A 16,566-nucleotide genomic window follows, 5' to 3' on the forward strand; every position below is an offset into this window, starting at 1 on the left:
TGGCAAAATAATCGGCAAAAATCAAGCAAACTGATATGGATGATGAAAATGAAATACCTAGTGGGAGAGACTTTGGAAGGTACCGCGGTGTTTGCCGTGAACGGCGAAAAAGCAGTAAATTTAACGGCTTTGGACTCTGGTGTCGGGACAGATCTGATGGGGTTGATTGCCGATCCTGGTTTGAGCGACTCACTGGCCGATAAAATCTCAGCAGCGGTGCCTGTGCCAGTCTCGACTATCACGCCGGCATTGCCGGTGGCCGCCCCCGGCACCATTGTTTGCATGGGATTGAACTATACCGACCATATCAAAGAAGGTGGATACGACATTCCCGCGTACCCAACGCTATTCATGCGCGGAAAGAACTCAATCATGGCGGCTGGCAAACCCATGGTGCGACCGGCGGCTTCCGAGCATTTCGATTATGAAGCGGAATTGATGCTGATCGTTGGGAAACGCGGTCGCCATATCTCGGAAGAAAAGGCGCTGAATCATGTGTTTGGTTATACCGTTTTCAACGATGGTTCGGTGCGGGACTATCAGCGCAAAACGGTTCAGTGGACACCGGGTAAGAACTTTGACGACACGGGCGCAATTGGCCCCTTCACCGTGACTCAGGATGAGTTGCCCGAAGGCGCTTCGGGCCTCAAGATCGAAAGCCGCGTTGGCGATGAGGTTCTTCAAAGTTCGAATACCGCCAACATGATCTGGGGTGTCCGCCAGGTGATCGCGACAATTTCGGAATTCATGACCCTGGAACCGGGAGATCTGGTTGCATTGGGAACACCGCCGGGCGTGGGCCACGCCAAAAAACCCGACCCTCGCTGGTTGAAGCCGGGCGAAACCGTTGAAGTCGAGATCGAAGGTATCGGCGTCTGTTCCAGCCCGATCGTGGACGAAAAAGACAACAGGTCAAAGGTGGCAGCAGAATGAGCGCACCGACCGGGGCAGAGCTGGAGGCACTTCGCGCCAAGGCGCAGCAAGATCATCGCGAACTGCGCGCGCGCATTCCTCGTCTGTCGGATGACGCAATCGCTTTGATTCTGCGCGAGTCCCGGTCGCACTATGCGTGGACAAACAAGCCGGTTTCCGACGCGATGCTTGAAGAGATTTACGACATCACGATCAGCGGCGCGACCAGTATGAATACGCTGCCTGCGCGGTTCATTTTCGTGAAAAGTGCCGAGGGCAAAGAACGGCTTGCCAAGTCTTTGAAGCCAAAGAACGTGCCAAAGATGATGGGCGCGCCAGTCACGGCCATAATTGCCCACGACATGGAGTTCTGGAAGGAACTGCCCTTCCTTTTCCCACACGAAGATCGTCGGCCGTTGTTCGAAAATAATCCCGATTACGTGGCCGATACGGCGTTTCGCAATGGTACGCTTCAGGGTGCCTACTTCATGATCGCGGCACGGGCCGTTGGGTTGGACGTTGGTGCCATGTCAGGCTTTTCGAACAAGATTGTCGACGAGGAGTTCTTTGCAGGAACCACCCTCAAATCGAACTTTCTGTGCAATCTAGGTTACGCCGATGAAACGGGTTTGTTTCACAAACTGCCGCGATTTCCGTTCGACAGGGTTTGTTCTTATGCATGAGGAAATGACGCAAGTGGGTGGCCAATCGGCCAAGTACTTTGCCGTCGCAATGCTGCGCAAATCCGTTGGTGTGGAAAAGACTGACTGCCGGGGTTCAAGGCGAACAAATAAAGGGCAACAAGATCAAACTTTCTGGGAGGAGAGATAATGAAAAACTGGACCAAGTGCAGTCTACTGGGTGTTGCCGTGGCAAGCACTATGGCACTGTCAGTCGCAGCGGAAGAGACCATTTCAGCTGTCGTAATTGATGGTTACCCAGACCGGGCCTTGTGGGTGAAAGAATTCACAAACTTCTTTATTCCTGAAGTGGATAAGCGGTTGGCCGAGTCCGGCAATTACAAGATGAACTGGCAGGAGAACTATGGCGGTTCTATTGTAAAACCCAAAGGTGTTCTGGAAGGCGTACAGTTGGGTTTGGGCGACATTGGCATCGTCACAACCATCTTCCATTCGTCCAAGCTGCCCAGCCAGGGGATCTCGGGCTCGACACCATTCGTCGCGTCGGATGCTCGTGCAGTGGCCAAGGCAGTTGACGAGATCGCGCGAGAATACCCGGCTATGCAAAATGAGTTTGCTGCGCAAAATCAGGTTTATCTGGCGACGGGCGTTGTGCTCGACACATATCAGATGTTCTGCTCAGAGCCGGTCGAGAAAGTTGCAGATCTTGAAGGACGCAAGATCGCGGGTGCTGGTTTGAACCTGCGCTATCTCGAGGGTATCAAGGACGCGGCTGGCGTTCGCGGTGGCCTTACAGATTTCTACAACATGGTCCAAACCGGCCTCGTCGATTGCGTAATGATTTGGCCGGAAGCTTCCAAGACGTTCAAAATCGTCGAAGTGGCCCCTTACATGTTGAAGGCAGACCTTGGTGCGGTGAATACAAAAACAGTTACCGTCAATGCCGACTACTGGGCGAGTCTGCCCGATGAGGTCAAAGAAGTACTACAGGCCGTGGCTATTGACTACCGTGACCATGTGGCAGGCATTGCGATGGACCGAGCCGCAGCGTCACGAGATGCCTTTGTAGAAGCTGGCGGATCGATCATTGAAATCTCGGATGAAGACCGCGTCGCGTGGGCAAATGCTATGCCCAATGTTGCGCAGGAATGGGCTGCAACGCTTAACGAAAACGGCGAACAGGGCACAGAGATGCTAGCCGCTTATCTGAGCAAGCTTCAGGGCGCCGGATTCACTGGTGTGCGCGACTGGACGGTCAAATAACCTTTCGGCGACCTGAGAAAGGGGCCTTACATGCTGAAGACTGCTGTTGCTGTCCTGTCACGGGTTGCCAATTCGCTTGCAATCGCTGCCAACGCTTTGGGTACGCTCGTCGTTCTGGCGTTGGTGGTTATCCTAAACGTGGATGTCGTTGCGCGCGGTCTGTTTTCTGCCCCACTGCGCGGAACCTACGAGATGGTGCAGTTTTCGGTCGTGATGATCGTCTTCCTGCAGTTGGCCGACGTAGTCAGAGTGGACCGGCTGACACGTTCTGACGGGTTTCTAAACCTGCTGCACCATCGCCGCCCCGGCCTGACAGCCAACCTGCGGCGTATCATAAACGCCATCTCGGCAATCTTCATGGCTTTGATCGCTTATGTGACTTTTCCAGAATTTCTACACATGTGGGAGACGCAGGACTATTTTGGCGTTCCGGGTCTTTTCACACTGCCATGGTGGCCGGTCAAACTGGTCATCGCGTGCGGTACTGCGCTTGCTTGCGTGATTTTCCTGCTCAAGGTCGTCACGGCGCAGGACCGCCCGCAACTTATTCGCACCCCAGAGCATGACGAGGCCGCAGAATGACGCCGATTGAGATTGGCCTGATCTCGGTCATTGCAATCGTCTTTCTGATTTACGCCGGCGTCTACATTCCGATTGCTTTGGGCGTGGTTTCGTTCGTGTCGATCTGGCTGATGCGGGACAACTTCACGCTGGCGCTCAACCTGCTGAAAGTGGCGGTCGGCGACAGCGCGATGGAATACAGCTTCGCGACAATCCCTCTTTTTACCTTCATGGGGCTCATCGTTTCAAAGGCTGGATTAGGTAAGGACATCTACGAAGTCATGACGATGCGGTTTCGCAAGGTCAAAGGCGGAATCGGCATGGCGACCGTCGGGGCCAATGCCGTTTTTGCTGCCGTAACCGGGTCGTCAATTGCATCCGCATCCGTGTTCACCAAAGTCTCAGTGCCGCAGATGATGGCGCAGGCCTATAACCCACGCTTTGCTGTTGGCGTGGTTGCCGGGTCTTCGGTTTTGGGCATGATTATCCCGCCTTCGGCGATGCTGATTATCTATTCTTTTGTGGCGGAACAATCCGTGGGGGACATGTTCCTAGCGGGGGTTATTCCGGGGATTATGCTGGCAATCGCATATGTCGGCGCGATCTGGGTCATGGGGCGTTTCACACCATCTTTCGTTGGAGGCCGCGTTGTCGAAGACACCGAGTGGATGTCAGGGCGCGAGATCGCATCTAAAACCCTGCCGACATTGTTCATCATCACCGTGGTGCTCGGCGGCATTTACACGGGGTGGCTAACTGCTGTCGAGGCAGGGGCAGCCGGGGCGCTGGTCGCGCTGGTTATCGCCGTTGCGCGCAAGTCCATGACGCCCAGAGCCTTCTGGGATGCGTTGCTGGAGACCGGCCATATCACAGCGGCGATCCTGTTCCTGATCACAGCAGCGTCAATCTACAGCCGCATGCTGGGACTCGCCGGGCTACCCAACCAGTTGCAGGACTTGCTCGCTGGGAATTCGGCGTCCTTCTGGTCGATCATGCTGCTCTATGTCTTTCTGATGCTTTTCTTGGGAACGTTGCTCGACACTGCGTCCATCATTCTGATCGTTGTGCCATTGTTCCTTCCGATGGCCGAAGCCCTTGATATGTCGCTGATCTGGTTCGGGATAATCACCGTGGTCGGAGCTGAGATCGGGCTTTTGACACCGCCTTTGGGCATATCGTGCTTTGTTATAAAATCCACGATCAACGATGATCGCATATCACTCAAGGACGTGTTCATGGGCGCGCTTCCCTTTGCGTTCGTGATGCTAATTGTTCTGTTCATTCTGATCGAGTTTCCGATCCTCAGCCTTGCCCTGATTTAAGGAGGCCAAGATGCGCTCTGTCACCAAAGACAATATCACCGACGTCTTCATGGGATACTTGTCCAAAGACACTGATCCGCGGATGCGCGAAATCATGGGGTCACTTGTCAAACACCTTCATGACTTCGCGCGCGAAACCAACCTGACGCATGACGAATGGCGAGCTGGGATTGCGTTTCTCGAGGGCTGTGCCGCTGTGGAAACCGAGGACCGGCACGAGTTTGTGCTGGCGTCGGACGTGCTGGGCCTGTCTTCTTTGGTGGACATGCTGCATTCAAGTCCAGACGCAACAAGTTCGTCGGTGTTGGGCCCGTTTCATGTATCCGGCGCACCTCCGCTGCCCATGGGTGGGGATATGAAACGACACTACGGCGGGTCGGTTCTGCTTGCTGAAGGCATCATTCGGGACACAGCGGGCAATCCCATTGCAGGAGCAGAACTCGACATCTGGCAAACGGCACCCAACGGCCTCTACGCCAGTCAGGATGAAGAACAGGACACCTACTCTTTCCACGGGCTGATGACAGTTGGTGACGATGGCAGATACGCGTTCACCACAGTAAAGCCAGTTGAATACACTGTGCCGTCTGACGGGCCAGTTGGCGATATTCTGCGTGCTTGCGGTCGCCATCCGTGGAGGCCCTCACACCTGCACTTTATCGTCAAAGCCCCCGGCTATCGCTCACTCGTGACCGAGATTTTTCCGGACGACGATCCCTATCTGGATCAGGATACGGTCTTTGGTGTTCGAGACGATCTGGTGATGACGTATGTTGAACGACCAGCTTCGGAATTTCCCGATGACATGGCACTTTCTGGTAGGATCACTGAACCTTACCTACACGTGAATTTCGACGTCACGCTTGCTCGGGACTGAACGCTATGGAGGATGCTTGAAGTGCTAAAATACATATTCATTGTATATGCAGCGCTAGTCAGCGGAGTGGCCATCGCCGATGAGCGACCGATTTTCGATGCACATATTCACTACAGCCATGATGCCGTGAAACTGGTTCCGCCCGAACAAGTGGCCAAAATCCTGCGGGATGCAGGCGTGCGGAAAGCCCTGGTTTCCAGCTCGGACGATAGCGGAACGCAACTGCTTTTGGCTGCAGCGCCGGACATCGTTGTTCCGGCACTTCGTCCCTATCGTCGTCGCGGTGAGATCAACACCTGGATGCACGACGAAACAGTAATCGATTATCTGGAAGCAAATCTGTCGAAGAACGACTACGAAGCCATCGGCGAGTTTCACGCCTATGGGGACGATATCAAAACGCCGGTTATCCAGCGTATGATCGCACTGGCGAAGGAACGGAACTTAATTCTGCACCATCACGGTGATCGCGACGCGGTTGACCTGATCTTCGAAACCTGGCCGGAGGCTCGGGTATTGTGGGCACATTCTGGCTTTGACGATCCGGGAAAGGTTGTCGACGCTTTAAATGCGTATCCCCGGCTTTGGGCCGATCTGGCGTTCCGTTCCGACATGGTCTCGCGGGGCCGTGTCGATCCGGATTGGCAAGCTGCGTTCGAAGCGCATCCTGATCGGTTTATGGTCGGTACCGATACATTTGCGCCGGAGCGCTGGTATTACGTCGGCCCGCATGCAGATTTTTCACGCGAATGGCTGGATTTGCTTCCAGACCAGATAGCGGACAACATTGCCTATGCCAACGCAGAACGATTGCTGGCAACAAAATGATCCGCTGGCTCGTCTGGTTTCTGGTATCTTCCGGCGCTGCCGTCGCTTGTGAGGCGACCGGGCAACGGATGGGTTCGGAAATTCAGAACGCGCCTGCTGTGCGTTTGACTGTCAACGAAATTCCGTTGGCTCAACCGTTTTCAATACTCCTCACTGTGTGCAGCGAAATTGCCGTGAGTGATATGCGCGTCGATGCAATCATGCCTGCTCACCAACACGGGATGAACTACCTTCCAGTCGTCACTGCAAAAGGCGACGGTGTGTTCCGTGTTGATGATATGCTGTTTCACATGCCGGGAATGTGGGAGCTTAAAGTGGACGTCGAATACAAAGGGCAATCGGTATCCTACACCTTTGACGTTGCGCTGAAATGAAGTTGTGGGTGACAACTGCGCTAGTCTTACTGACGAGTTCGGTGCGTGCAGAAGTCCTATTGTCAGAAGATGAAATCCAACAAACGCTGTCCTTTGGGCCGTGGCCACCATCATTCCAACCTGATCCAAGCAACAGGGTTTCAAACGATCCCCGAGCGATTGCGCTGGGCGCAGCGCTTTTCGACCATCCGGTGTTGTCGATTGATGGTGCATTTGCCTGTGCAAGTTGTCACGACCCCGAGCAGGCACTCACCAACTCCGAGGCACGAACATTCGGTCGCGTGATTTTGGATCGGAATACGCCATCACTGCGAAATCTGGCAGGTCTGCGATGGTACGGGTGGGGCGGAAAGAGCGATAATCTGTGGGCTGCCAGCTTGCATCCGATCATTGAAGAACAAGAGATGGCGCACAGCAAAGAAAGCCTAATGAGAGCCATTTCCGAGAGTACGTACATTGAAGATTTTGAGGTCATTTTTGGCGATGTTCAAAGCCAAGACACAGAGCAGGTCTTGGTAAACATTGCCAAAGCCCTATCAGCTTATCTGGAAACGCTGGTAACCGAGCGGACACAATTTGACGATTTTCGCGACGCGTTGGAGCGCAGCGATCTGGCAGAGGCTGCGAACTACCCCGAAGCTGCCCAGCGAGGGCTTCAGCTCTTCTTGGGGCGCGGGAATTGCGCGTTCTGCCATAATGGCCCGAGATTTTCCAACAACGAATTCCACGACGCGGGCGTGCCATATTTTCTGAGTGAAACCGAAGTTGACGATGGCCGGTTCGGAGGGCTGAACTTCTTGCTCTCCAGCCCTTACACATTGGACGGAGACTGGGCTGACGATCCGGAAAAGCAAGGCGCGTGGGCGGTCCGAAATGTACGAAGGAGCCATTCCGATTTTGGAACCTTTCGTACGCCCAGCCTTCGAGGTGTGGCCGAAACCGCCCCCTACATGCATGACGGCAGCCTGGATGATCTGGACGCCGTGGTCCGACACTATAACGAAATTGATATAGAAAGGCTTCACGCCGATGGCGAAGCCATACTCTCTGAACTGAATTTATCCGAGCAGGAGATTGCAGACCTGGTTGAGTTCTTGGAGACTCTGTCCGGCGTTACGCGGCCTTGAGATACTCCAATGCAGCCTGAGTACCGCCTGTAGTGTGCGGCACGCCGCTTTTGGCGAGTCCCATTTCTACGCCTGAGAGTGTGCCCATCAACATCAGGTCGTTGAAATCGCCCAAGTGACCTATTCGGAATACCTTGTCGGCTACTTTGGATAGACCATTTCCGAGTGAGATATCATAGTGCTCCAGCGCCGTCGCACGAAAGGCATCAGCAGAATGTCCCTCAGGCACTTTGACAGCGGTCAGTACGCCTGACTCCTGACCTTGGCGGGCACACAATACCTCAAGCCCCCATGCTTGCACGGCAGCTCGAGTCGCGGCTCCGTGGCGGGCATGACGAGCGAATACGTTCTCCAGCCCCTCCTCGTGCAACATATCGATGGCCTCATTCAATCCATAGATAAGATTGGTGCCAGGGGTATAAGGGAAGAACCCTTTCTGGTTCGGCTCGACCATATCCTGCCAATTCCAATAGCTGCGTGGCATGGTCACGGATTTTGAATGTTCCAGAGCACGATCGCTCACAGCGTTGAAGCTGAGACCCGGCGGTAGCATCATCCCTTTTTGCGAACCGGAGACACAGACATCTACGCCCCATTCGTCGAACCTAAGATCGATCGATGCAAGGCCAGAGATTGAATCAACCAAAAGAAGGGCAGGGTGTTTCGCCGTGTCTATTGCCCTGCGCACTTCCTCAATAGGCGAGACTGACCCGGTAGAAGTTTCATTGTGGACGACGCATACCGCCTTGATCTCGTGCTGACTGTCCGCGCGCAAGCGGTCTTCTATCTGATTGGGGTCCGCACCGCCACGCCAATCCCCTTCAATCAACTCTGGCTGTAACCCAATTTTTTCAGCCAAGTTGCACCACATGAATGCGAAATGTCCTGTTTCGTACATGAGAACATTTCCGCCCGGCGACACTGTGTTCACAAGCGCAGCTTCCCACGCGCCTGTACCGGATGAAGGATAGATAAAGACGTTTTGTTGTGTCTTGAAAATTGTTTTCATCCCAGCGAGGGCTTTGTGGCCTACTTCTGCAAAATCTGGCCCCCGGTGATCGATGGTCTGCATGCTTATGGCCTTCAGGATGCGTTCCGGCACGGCACTTGGCCCTGGGATTTGCAAAAAATGTCTGCCCGCCTGGCGCATCTGAACTGATCCTTCCGCTGGCGCCGAAACAGTGGCGCAATTACCTATTGGCAAAAGTTAATTATGAATTCATTATTCAGTCAACGGTGAAGTGAAGCTTCTAATTGGCTAGTTGGGAAGGGAAGGCGAACCCGATGCTTGAGAATGGATCGTTGCATCGCCGACTGATGTCTGACGTCCAAGGCGAGGTGATGGCTGACCCGGCATCACGCGCACGATACTCGACTGACGCTTCGATCTATCAGATGATGCCGGACGCCGTGGTCATTCCCCGAAACAAAGAGGACGTGCAGGCCGTGATGTCTGTAGCGCGCGACGAAGGATGCTCCGTTCTTCCGCGCGGCGGCGGCACATCGCAATGTGGGCAAACGGTCAACCAAAGCGTTGTCTTAGACAACACCAAGCACTTGAATCGTGTTCTTGACGTGGACGTTGAGAACCGTGTCGCGCGTGTTCAGCCCGGCGTTGTTCTGGATCAGTTGAACCAGTCACTAAAGCAATATGGCTTATGGTTTCCCGTAGACCCCTCGACCGCGTCGCGTTGCACGCTTGGAGGAATGGCTGCCAACAACTCTTCTGGTGGAAAATCCCTGCGCTACGGGATCATGCGCGATAACGTCCGTGCAATAAGTGCAATCCTCAGCGATGGTATGGAAGCACGGTTCAGCGCCGATACGACGGCATCTGGCGATTATGCCGATCTTGTTGGGGACATGCGTGCTCTGGGGCGTAGCGAGGCTGCGGAAATTGACGCCCGGTTTCCCAATCTCCAGCGTCGTGTGGGCGGGTATAACATCGATGCGCTTGTCGGCAACGACGTCAACATGTCTCATTTGCTGGTGGGGTCAGAAGGCACTCTGGCCTATTTCGCTGAATTGGAACTGAACCTTGCTCACTTGCCGGGCGAGAAAGTTGTCGGCGTGTGTCATTTCCCGACGTTCCGTGCTGCGATGGAGGCAACACAGCACCTCGTGACGCTCAAGCCGCAGGCGGTAGAATTGATCGACGACACCATGATTGCGTTGGGGAGAGATATCCCATTGTTCCGCAGTACGATTGAGGCGTTTGTAGAAGGCAGCCCTGAAGCGTTGTTGTTAGTGGAATTTGCTGAGGGTAGCGCTGACGCCAATGCTGCAAAGCTTGTCGAGCTATCGCAACTGATGGGAGATCTCGGGTTTGATTTCAGTGGGACTGAAAACCGTTGGGGCGGGGTTGTATCAGTTACTGATACCAAACTGCAAAACTCGATCGCCGAATACCGAAAATCCGGGTTGAACGTTATGATGTCGATGAAGGAGGCCGGCAAGCCGATCTCTTTTGTGGAAGATTGCGCCGTCCCGTTGCCTGATCTCGCCGATTATACCGCTGGCCTGACCGAAATTTTTACCCGGCACGGCACAAAAGGGACATGGTACGCGCATGCCTCAGTCGGGTGTCTCCATGTTCGTCCTGTCCTGAACATGCGGCAGGACAAAGACGTCCGGACAATGAGGGCGATTGCCGAAGAGACCTTTGATCTAGTCAAGAGATACAAAGGGTCTCATTCAGGCGAACACGGTGATGGGATCGTGCGATCAGAGTTTCATGAAAAGATGTTCGGCCCTCGTATCGTTTCCGCGTTTGAACAGGTTAAGGCCCGGTTTGACCCTGCCGGGCTAATGAACCCCGGCAAAATCGTGCACGCGCCTGCCATGGATGATCGCCGCCTATTTCGCTACAGCCCGGACTACTCAGTTCCTGAATTCGAAACGGCGCTGGACTGGTCCGCTTGGCCGGGTGCCGGAGGAGGATTTCAGGGTGCCGTCGAGATGTGCAACAACAACGGTGCGTGTCGCAAGCTCAAGGGCGGAGTAATGTGTCCTTCCTTCCGTGCGACGAGAAACGAGCGTGATGCCACACGTGGGCGGGCAAACACGTTGCGTTTTGCCATCAGCGGGCAGTTGCCGGGTGGTTTAACTTCAGACGCAATGCAGGACACGATGGAATACTGCGTGTCTTGCAAGGCTTGTGCGCGTGAATGCCCGACTGGCGTCGATATGGCCCGCATGAAGATCGAAGTACTTTCAGCAAAGCGCAAAAAAGACGGGCTGACATTGGCTGATAAATTAATAGCTTATTTGCCGAGATATGCGCCAAAAGCTGCAAAAGTCGCGTGGTTATTGAATGCTCGGAACAAAATTGGGCCCTTGCGTACGCTGTTGGAGAAACCAACTGGAATTTCGGCGCGACGTGACCTGCCAGTGTGGTCCTCCGACCCGTTCCGGGATGTCGAGGCCCAAGACATAGATCCGCAGGTGCTTCTGTTTGCCGATGTGTTCAACCGATATTTCGAGCCAGACAATCTGCGCGCCGCTGTCCGGGTTCTGCGTGCGCTAGGGCTTCGGGTTGCCATAGCAAGAGATGACCAAACAGGAAGGCCGCTGGATTGCGGGCGCACTCTTTTGGCTGAGGGTTGCGTGGAAGAGGCGCGTCACGAGGCACAGCGTGTGATTGACGCGACGCGAGAAGCAGCTGCACAGGGCATACCGGTAGTCGGTCTCGAACCTTCTTCTATCCTCACATTCCGGGACGAATATTTGGCTCTTTGTCCGGGGCGGGATGCGGAGTTGCTATCCAAAGCCTCTCATACTTTTGAGGAGTTTCTGGCCAAACAGCCGGATCTGCCTCTCAAATCGGTAGATCGCCCCATTTATGTGCATGGTCATTGCCACCAGAAAGCACACGATGCCGTTACACCGAAGCTCAACTTACTTAAGCGTATTCCCGCATCACAGGTTCACATGATCGAAAGCAGTTGTTGTGGTATGGCCGGGGCGTTTGGATACGCGCCCGGTACTATTGATGTCTCGATCAAGATGGCAGAGCTCGACCTGTTTCCAGCTTTAGAGGCGGCGCCTGCGGATGCAATTGTTGTGGCGGATGGAATATCATGCCGCCACCAAATCGCCGAAGGTACGCAGCGCCAAGCGATGCACGTCGCGCGCCTGCTGGATATGGTCCTTGAATATTAGGATGTGGATATGAACCTGACGGATAGCATTAATCGCCCGACCCTACATGAAGAGTTGGTCGAACGCTTGCGCAATCTTGTCGTCGAAGACGTTTTGAAGCCGGGTGAGAAAGTGCCCGAGAAACAGCTTTGCGACTCATTGGGTGTTTCCCGGACACCATTGCGAGAGGCCCTAAAGGTTCTTGCATCCGAAGGCTTTGTGGTGCTTCAAGCCAACCGGGGTGCCCGTGTCGCGAGTGTTACGAGGGAAGAATTGGAAAACACGTTTCCAGTGCTCGCAGCGCTTGAGCAACTGGCGGGGGAACTAGCGTGTCAGAAAATGGACGTTGCGGAAATTCAACGGATTGAAAGTAGCCACAAGGATATGCTGAGCGCGTACGAAGCGCGTGATCGACAGGCGTACTTTAAAGCCAATCAAGACATCCATCAGGCACTTATAAAGGGCGCGCGAAACGACATACTGGAAAACCACCACAAGCTTTTGGCCGCGCGGGTCCGCCGTGCACGTTTTTTGGCCAACTTGTCGGACGAGCGTTGGGCACAGGCAATAGACGAACATGAAACCATGATGGAGTTGCTCAAGGCCCGAGATGCAGATGGGCTTGGAAAGGCAATGAAACTTCACATGATGAACAAACTTTCGGCGCTTGTAAAAGCGCTGAAGCCAGAAGTGACGCCTCGCTAAACCCTGGTCAAAAGTGCAGTCCGGCTACCCTCAGATATGCCGCTAGTCAGTGTTAACATCAGGAAACGGGGGAGTCAGTCCACAGTCCAGGGCGAGATTGTTAAGGTCTCGACAAAGAGCGGGGTTGAGGCTTACACCGTCTTTGCGACGGGCCTCAGCTGCAGCCGTTTTTCCGTCTCCGGGCAGGCGTACCGGGTCATGACCGGGCAGGGGGGCGGATGCGCGCATTTCAGAGAAGACGCGGGCTGCATTCGAAGCAAAGTCTTTTTCCATTCCAAAGGCCGCCGGATCAAGCGCCATTACGAATTGCCCTGTGTTTGTGGGTGAGGTTGTGTCTGATGTGAAGTTGACTACGTCAGAGCCGAAGGCAGCGCCGTTCAAGACTCCGGCCATCAACCCTATGGCCACGGAAAGGCCGAAACCCTTCGGACCTCCGATCGGCAAAAGAAACCCTTCTGATTTGCGGGCAGGGTCCGTTAACGGATTGCCATCACGCCCAACCATCCAACCTTCGGGCATAGGTTCGCCTTGCTGCAACAGGGTCTTGATCTTACCCATCGCGGCAACTGTCGTCGCCATATCAAACACAAACGGGTCGGGGCCATCGGCAGGTGCAGAGAAAGCGATAGGATTGGTGCCAAGAAGCAAGTCGCTTCCGCCATAGGGCGGAACGTGGTTAGCACTGCCCACCGCTGCGGCCATGCCAAGCATTCCAGCTTCGGCTTGTGGGCGCACATAAAGTGCCAAAGGTCCAGCATGATTGCCGCGCCGAACACCGACCCATCCGATACCTGCCTCTTTCGCCTTTTCTATCGCAAGATCTCGCGCCGCCGACATAGCCAAATGCCCAAGGCCGTCATCGCCGTCAATCAACGCGGTCGCGACAGACTGATGTATGACGGTAACGTTTGGTTTGGCGTTGCACCCGCCTCCGGCCAATCGGGCAAGATACTGGCGCAAGCGAAAGACCCCATGGGTGCCATATCCGAATATGTCGGCCTCAACCATCGTCGAGGCCACCTGATCTGCATCCGCTTTTGGAACACCTCGAGTTTCGAGCGCGCTCGCCACAAATTCACGCAAGGTCTGGCAGTTTATTTTCACTGGCTCAGAAGTCATCTCTGCCAACCTGCTCTTTGTGCCAGAACACCAGTTTTCGCTGTGTCCAAACCACCGTCGCAAATACAGCGAGACCAACGAGACTTAGGTACAGGATCAAGGAGAACACGCGCGGAGTATTGAGCTGCGATGCCGCAACACGGATCAACTCACCAAATCCCTTACCGCCCCCCAGGAACTCTCCCGTGATCGCGCCTGCCATAACACCAACTGCTCCGATTTTGAGGCCGGTGAATATCTGCGGCAGACCGGTTGGCAGCTTCATCTTGATCAATGTCTGCATCCGGCTGGCGCCCATCGTCTTGAACAACATGCGCGCGTTTTCGTCGGCGGCGTGAAGTCCGGCCGCAGTCCCAACCACGATTGGAAACGTCGCGATAAAGGCCGCAAGTGCCACCTTGGATTCAATGCCGAAACCCAACCAAGCCACAAAAAGAGGAGCGAACGCGACTTTCGGCATCGTATCGATAGAAACCAAATAGGGCATTACTGCCTTCTCGCCAAAGGCTGTTTCGCCAACCAAAACACCCAGCGAAAATCCGATCGCGATTGCCAGCGCAAAACCATAGATGACCTCTTTGATGGTAATCCACAGTGCCCCAAGCATGTAGCCGCCGGTCAAAAGGTTTTGCCCCACGAAGATCATATCTTTGAGGGTCTCCATCGGCGTGGGTAGAATGATCGGAGAGACCAGCCTAAGGCTGGTCACAATTTGCCAAGTTCCGACAAAAACCACGAAGACAAAGGTCATCGCCAGCCAGCGAGGAACCGAGTCGATAAAGTGAACCTTCTGCTCCCATACAGTGTCTTCTGAGGGGGCAGCGTCTTTTACGGAAGGTGAGTAATTCTGAACTTCGCTCACATTTCTTCTCCCTTATCAAGGAGGCTGCGAATGTAGTCAACGATAGCGCCGAATTTGGGTGTCGTCATCATGTCGAGTGTTCGTGGGCGTGGCAGGTCGACCTCAACGATTTCAGCAACCCTGCCTGGGCGCGGTTTCAAGACGACGATTTCGTCAGACAAAATAACAGCTTCCTGAATTGAGTGCGTCACAAGAAAAGCAGTCGCATCCTGTTCCCTGCAAATCCGCTGCAATTCCATGTTCATCATGTCGCGTGACAACTCGTCGAGCGCGCTGAACGGTTCGTCCATCAATAGCACGGCTGGTTCCGTGATCAGCATTCGGCAGATCGAAGCGCGTTGTGCCATACCGCCTGACAATTCGTTCGGATATACGTTTTCGAACCCTTGCAAACCTACGATGTCCAAAAGTTCATGCGCCTTGGCCATAGCTTGCTTGGCCGCCGCTTTTCCATCGCGGATCTCAATTGGCAAGACGATGTTTTCCACCGCTGTTTTCCAGGGGAAAAGCGTCGCTTGCTGAAACATCATACCGATGTCCCGGCGGGTCCCAGTGACTGGTTGCCCCTGAAGGATTACACGCCCTTTGGTGGGCGGGATCAGACCCGCCATGATCTTTAGTAGAGTTGACTTGCCGCACCCGCTGGACCCGATGACAGATGTGAAGCTTCCTTTCCGAAGCGTCAGATTGATGTCCTCGAGAGCGACAACAAGATTGCGTGCATAGGTCTTGCTTACATGGGTCAACTCATAGACCGGCGTGCCCAAAGGCGCGCCGGAAAACTCATGTGTGACTACAGCGTTCATTTGCTGACAGCCGCATTGCCAATGGCAGCAAACTCGTTGGTCCAAGCAGCGCTCAGGTCATCCAGCGGCCCTGGGATTTCGCCCCCTGCAACAAGTGCGTCTTGCCATTCCTGCCAAACTTCGGCGGGGTACCATCCCAGGCCATTGCTCGGATCCGCCGCGATAGTTTTCGAGCGTACGGCATCGAACAGTGCTGACTGGAACTCCTTGTCCTCGCCTTCCTGCGGGTTGCCATCCGCCAAATGCTTCAAAACAGCTTCACGGTTGGCATCATCCAGTGCAAATGCATGACCACGTGCGAACGCGCGGCTCCAAGCTTCGACTAATTCACGGTCGTTGGCGATTGTGTCAGCCATTGTGGCGATGCCGTTACCGAAGAAACGCCCGAACTCCGCAGGCGTGATGTCACGCACCGCCATTCCGCGCTGGTTCAGAATTGCCGTATCAGCCGTCGAAGCAGAGTAAGCGTCGATTTCACCGTTTAGGAAAGCCGCGGTCGCCGGGCCACCGTCGCCGACGGTAAGGAAGGTAAAGTCTTCACCCTCTTTCATGCCTGCTCCGGTCATCACGTTACGTGCAAAGCCGACTTCTGCGCCATCGGCCGTACCTGTTCCGATAACTTTACCTCGAAGCTCTTCAACACTTTGGATGTCAGAGTCTTCTGGCACGGCTATGCCAAAGTTGCTGCGTGCCGCAACGTTGTAGATGTGTACGGCATCTACATCCCGCGACCGTGCGGCAATTAAGGGGCCAGGACCGGGGCGACCGAAGTGAGCCTGTCCGGCGGACAATGCTTGAAGCACGGCTCCTGAGCCGTTGATCGCCTCGACGGTCACATCCAACCCTTCATCAGCGAAATAACCTTCGCCGATGGCGACAAAAACCGGAAATGAATTGATTGCCGAAGGGCTTGGCTGCACGAAGGTAATTTTACGCAAGGCCTGCGCAAAGCCCTGTGTTCCTAGTGCTCCTGCTACCGGAACCGCCGAAAGCAAGGACGCTGTGAAAGTCCTTCTGTTCATCATTTTA

At 54.6% G+C, this 16,566-nt stretch carries 16 protein-coding genes; 11 read left to right on the forward strand and 5 right to left on the reverse strand.

The features are described 5' to 3' along the window. The first annotated feature begins 48 nt into the window (after positions 1 to 48). The 9 genes from GOX73_RS10095 (at position 49) to GOX73_RS10135 (ending at position 7,905) form a co-directional block, all read left to right on the forward strand. Positions 49 to 933, forward strand: coding sequence for a fumarylacetoacetate hydrolase family protein (locus tag GOX73_RS10095; protein ID WP_171126193.1), 885 nt, complete (start codon positions 49 to 51; stop codon positions 931 to 933). Next, positions 930 to 1,595 carry a malonic semialdehyde reductase gene (locus GOX73_RS10100; RefSeq protein ID WP_171126192.1) on the forward strand — a complete coding sequence of 222 codons (666 nt, stop codon included), beginning with the start codon at positions 930 to 932 and terminating at the stop codon, positions 1,593 to 1,595. The genes GOX73_RS10095 and GOX73_RS10100 overlap by 4 nt, the downstream gene beginning before the upstream one ends. 147 nt (positions 1,596 to 1,742) lie before the next feature. Further along, positions 1,743 to 2,816, forward strand: coding sequence for a C4-dicarboxylate TRAP transporter substrate-binding protein (locus GOX73_RS10105; RefSeq protein ID WP_171126191.1), 1,074 nt, complete (start codon positions 1,743 to 1,745; stop codon positions 2,814 to 2,816). A 30-nt stretch (positions 2,817 to 2,846) separates the two neighbouring features. After that, the gene (locus GOX73_RS10110; RefSeq protein WP_171126190.1) at positions 2,847 to 3,398 is read left to right on the forward strand and encodes a TRAP transporter small permease subunit; all 552 of its coding nucleotides are present in this window, start codon (positions 2,847 to 2,849) and stop codon (positions 3,396 to 3,398) included. Beyond that, positions 3,395 to 4,699, forward strand: a complete 1,305-nt coding sequence (locus tag GOX73_RS10115) for a TRAP transporter large permease (protein ID WP_171126189.1) — start codon at positions 3,395 to 3,397, stop codon at positions 4,697 to 4,699. The genes GOX73_RS10110 and GOX73_RS10115 overlap by 4 nt, the downstream gene beginning before the upstream one ends. A gap of 10 nt (positions 4,700 to 4,709) precedes the next feature. Further along, a complete protein-coding gene (locus tag GOX73_RS10120) occupies positions 4,710 to 5,576 on the forward strand; it encodes a dioxygenase (RefSeq protein WP_171126188.1) in 867 nt (288 codons plus the stop codon). A gap of 12 nt (positions 5,577 to 5,588) precedes the next feature. Continuing rightward, the gene (locus GOX73_RS10125; protein ID WP_174825637.1) at positions 5,589 to 6,404 is read left to right on the forward strand and encodes an amidohydrolase family protein; all 816 of its coding nucleotides are present in this window, start codon (positions 5,589 to 5,591) and stop codon (positions 6,402 to 6,404) included. Next, positions 6,401 to 6,778, forward strand: coding sequence for a hypothetical protein (locus tag GOX73_RS10130; RefSeq protein ID WP_171126186.1), 378 nt, complete (start codon positions 6,401 to 6,403; stop codon positions 6,776 to 6,778). The genes GOX73_RS10125 and GOX73_RS10130 overlap by 4 nt, the downstream gene beginning before the upstream one ends. A gap of 8 nt (positions 6,779 to 6,786) precedes the next feature. Next, positions 6,787 to 7,905 carry a cytochrome c peroxidase gene (locus GOX73_RS10135; protein WP_171126185.1) on the forward strand — a complete coding sequence of 373 codons (1,119 nt, stop codon included), beginning with the start codon at positions 6,787 to 6,789 and terminating at the stop codon, positions 7,903 to 7,905. Here the strand turns inward: GOX73_RS10135 and GOX73_RS10140 are convergent. After that, positions 7,892 to 9,055: an alanine--glyoxylate aminotransferase family protein gene (locus GOX73_RS10140; RefSeq protein ID WP_171126184.1), complete on the reverse strand. Its 1,164-nt coding sequence runs from the start codon at positions 9,053 to 9,055 to the stop codon at positions 7,892 to 7,894. The two genes, GOX73_RS10135 and GOX73_RS10140, sit on opposite strands and share 14 nt — an antisense overlap. A 134-nt stretch (positions 9,056 to 9,189) precedes the next feature. On the opposite strand from GOX73_RS10140, the gene GOX73_RS10145 reads away from it, so the two are divergent. Beyond that, positions 9,190 to 12,066 carry an FAD-binding and (Fe-S)-binding domain-containing protein gene (locus tag GOX73_RS10145; RefSeq protein WP_171126183.1) on the forward strand — a complete coding sequence of 959 codons (2,877 nt, stop codon included), beginning with the start codon at positions 9,190 to 9,192 and terminating at the stop codon, positions 12,064 to 12,066. A gap of 9 nt (positions 12,067 to 12,075) precedes the next feature. After that, positions 12,076 to 12,750 (forward strand): GntR family transcriptional regulator, encoded by a 675-nt coding sequence (locus GOX73_RS10150; protein ID WP_171126182.1) that lies wholly within the window; start codon positions 12,076 to 12,078, stop codon positions 12,748 to 12,750. 42 nt (positions 12,751 to 12,792) lie between these two features. On the opposite strand, the gene GOX73_RS10155 is transcribed toward GOX73_RS10150, so the two are convergent. Genes GOX73_RS10155 through GOX73_RS10170 form a run of 4 tightly spaced genes read right to left on the reverse strand, consistent with a single transcriptional unit; the run spans position 12,793 to position 16,562 of the window. Continuing rightward, positions 12,793 to 13,869: an Ldh family oxidoreductase gene (locus GOX73_RS10155; RefSeq protein ID WP_170770683.1), complete on the reverse strand. Its 1,077-nt coding sequence runs from the start codon at positions 13,867 to 13,869 to the stop codon at positions 12,793 to 12,795. Continuing rightward, positions 13,859 to 14,731: an ABC transporter permease gene (locus GOX73_RS10160; protein WP_170383463.1), complete on the reverse strand. Its 873-nt coding sequence runs from the start codon at positions 14,729 to 14,731 to the stop codon at positions 13,859 to 13,861. Before GOX73_RS10160 ends, GOX73_RS10155 begins: the two co-directional genes overlap by 11 nt. Next, entirely contained in the window at positions 14,728 to 15,537 is an 810-nt protein-coding gene (locus GOX73_RS10165) for an ABC transporter ATP-binding protein (RefSeq protein WP_171134881.1), read from the reverse strand. The genes GOX73_RS10160 and GOX73_RS10165 overlap by 4 nt, the downstream gene beginning before the upstream one ends. Then, positions 15,534 to 16,562: an ABC transporter substrate-binding protein gene (locus GOX73_RS10170; protein WP_171126180.1), complete on the reverse strand. Its 1,029-nt coding sequence runs from the start codon at positions 16,560 to 16,562 to the stop codon at positions 15,534 to 15,536. Before GOX73_RS10170 ends, GOX73_RS10165 begins: the two co-directional genes overlap by 4 nt. Positions 16,563 to 16,566 lie beyond the last annotated feature (4 nt).

The organism is Ruegeria sp. HKCCD7221, from assembly GCF_013031225.1.
In the GTDB taxonomy this organism is placed as follows: domain Bacteria; phylum Pseudomonadota; class Alphaproteobacteria; order Rhodobacterales; family Rhodobacteraceae; genus Ruegeria.

Excerpts from the sequence above, each read along its gene's own strand:
- GOX73_RS10095 (WP_171126193.1), top strand. The coding sequence starts at position 49 with ATGAAATACCTAGTGGGAGAGACTTTGGAAGGTACCGCGGTGTTTGCC.
- GOX73_RS10100 (WP_171126192.1), top strand. The coding sequence starts at position 930 with ATGAGCGCACCGACCGGGGCAGAGCTGGAGGCACTTCGCGCCAAGGCG.
- GOX73_RS10105 (WP_171126191.1), top strand. The coding sequence starts at position 1,743 with ATGAAAAACTGGACCAAGTGCAGTCTACTGGGTGTTGCCGTGGCAAGC.
- GOX73_RS10110 (WP_171126190.1), top strand. The coding sequence starts at position 2,847 with ATGCTGAAGACTGCTGTTGCTGTCCTGTCACGGGTTGCCAATTCGCTT.
- GOX73_RS10115 (WP_171126189.1), top strand. The coding sequence starts at position 3,395 with ATGACGCCGATTGAGATTGGCCTGATCTCGGTCATTGCAATCGTCTTT.
- GOX73_RS10120 (WP_171126188.1), top strand. The coding sequence starts at position 4,710 with ATGCGCTCTGTCACCAAAGACAATATCACCGACGTCTTCATGGGATAC.
- GOX73_RS10125 (WP_174825637.1), top strand. The coding sequence starts at position 5,589 with ATGCTTGAAGTGCTAAAATACATATTCATTGTATATGCAGCGCTAGTC.
- GOX73_RS10130 (WP_171126186.1), top strand. The coding sequence starts at position 6,401 with ATGATCCGCTGGCTCGTCTGGTTTCTGGTATCTTCCGGCGCTGCCGTC.
- GOX73_RS10140 (WP_171126184.1), bottom strand. The coding sequence starts at position 9,055 with ATGCGCCAGGCGGGCAGACATTTTTTGCAAATCCCAGGGCCAAGTGCC.
- GOX73_RS10145 (WP_171126183.1), top strand. The coding sequence starts at position 9,190 with ATGCTTGAGAATGGATCGTTGCATCGCCGACTGATGTCTGACGTCCAA.
- GOX73_RS10150 (WP_171126182.1), top strand. The coding sequence starts at position 12,076 with ATGAACCTGACGGATAGCATTAATCGCCCGACCCTACATGAAGAGTTG.
- GOX73_RS10155 (WP_170770683.1), bottom strand. The coding sequence starts at position 13,869 with ATGACTTCTGAGCCAGTGAAAATAAACTGCCAGACCTTGCGTGAATTT.
- GOX73_RS10165 (WP_171134881.1), bottom strand. The coding sequence starts at position 15,537 with ATGAACGCTGTAGTCACACATGAGTTTTCCGGCGCGCCTTTGGGCACG.
- GOX73_RS10170 (WP_171126180.1), bottom strand. The coding sequence starts at position 16,562 with ATGATGAACAGAAGGACTTTCACAGCGTCCTTGCTTTCGGCGGTTCCG.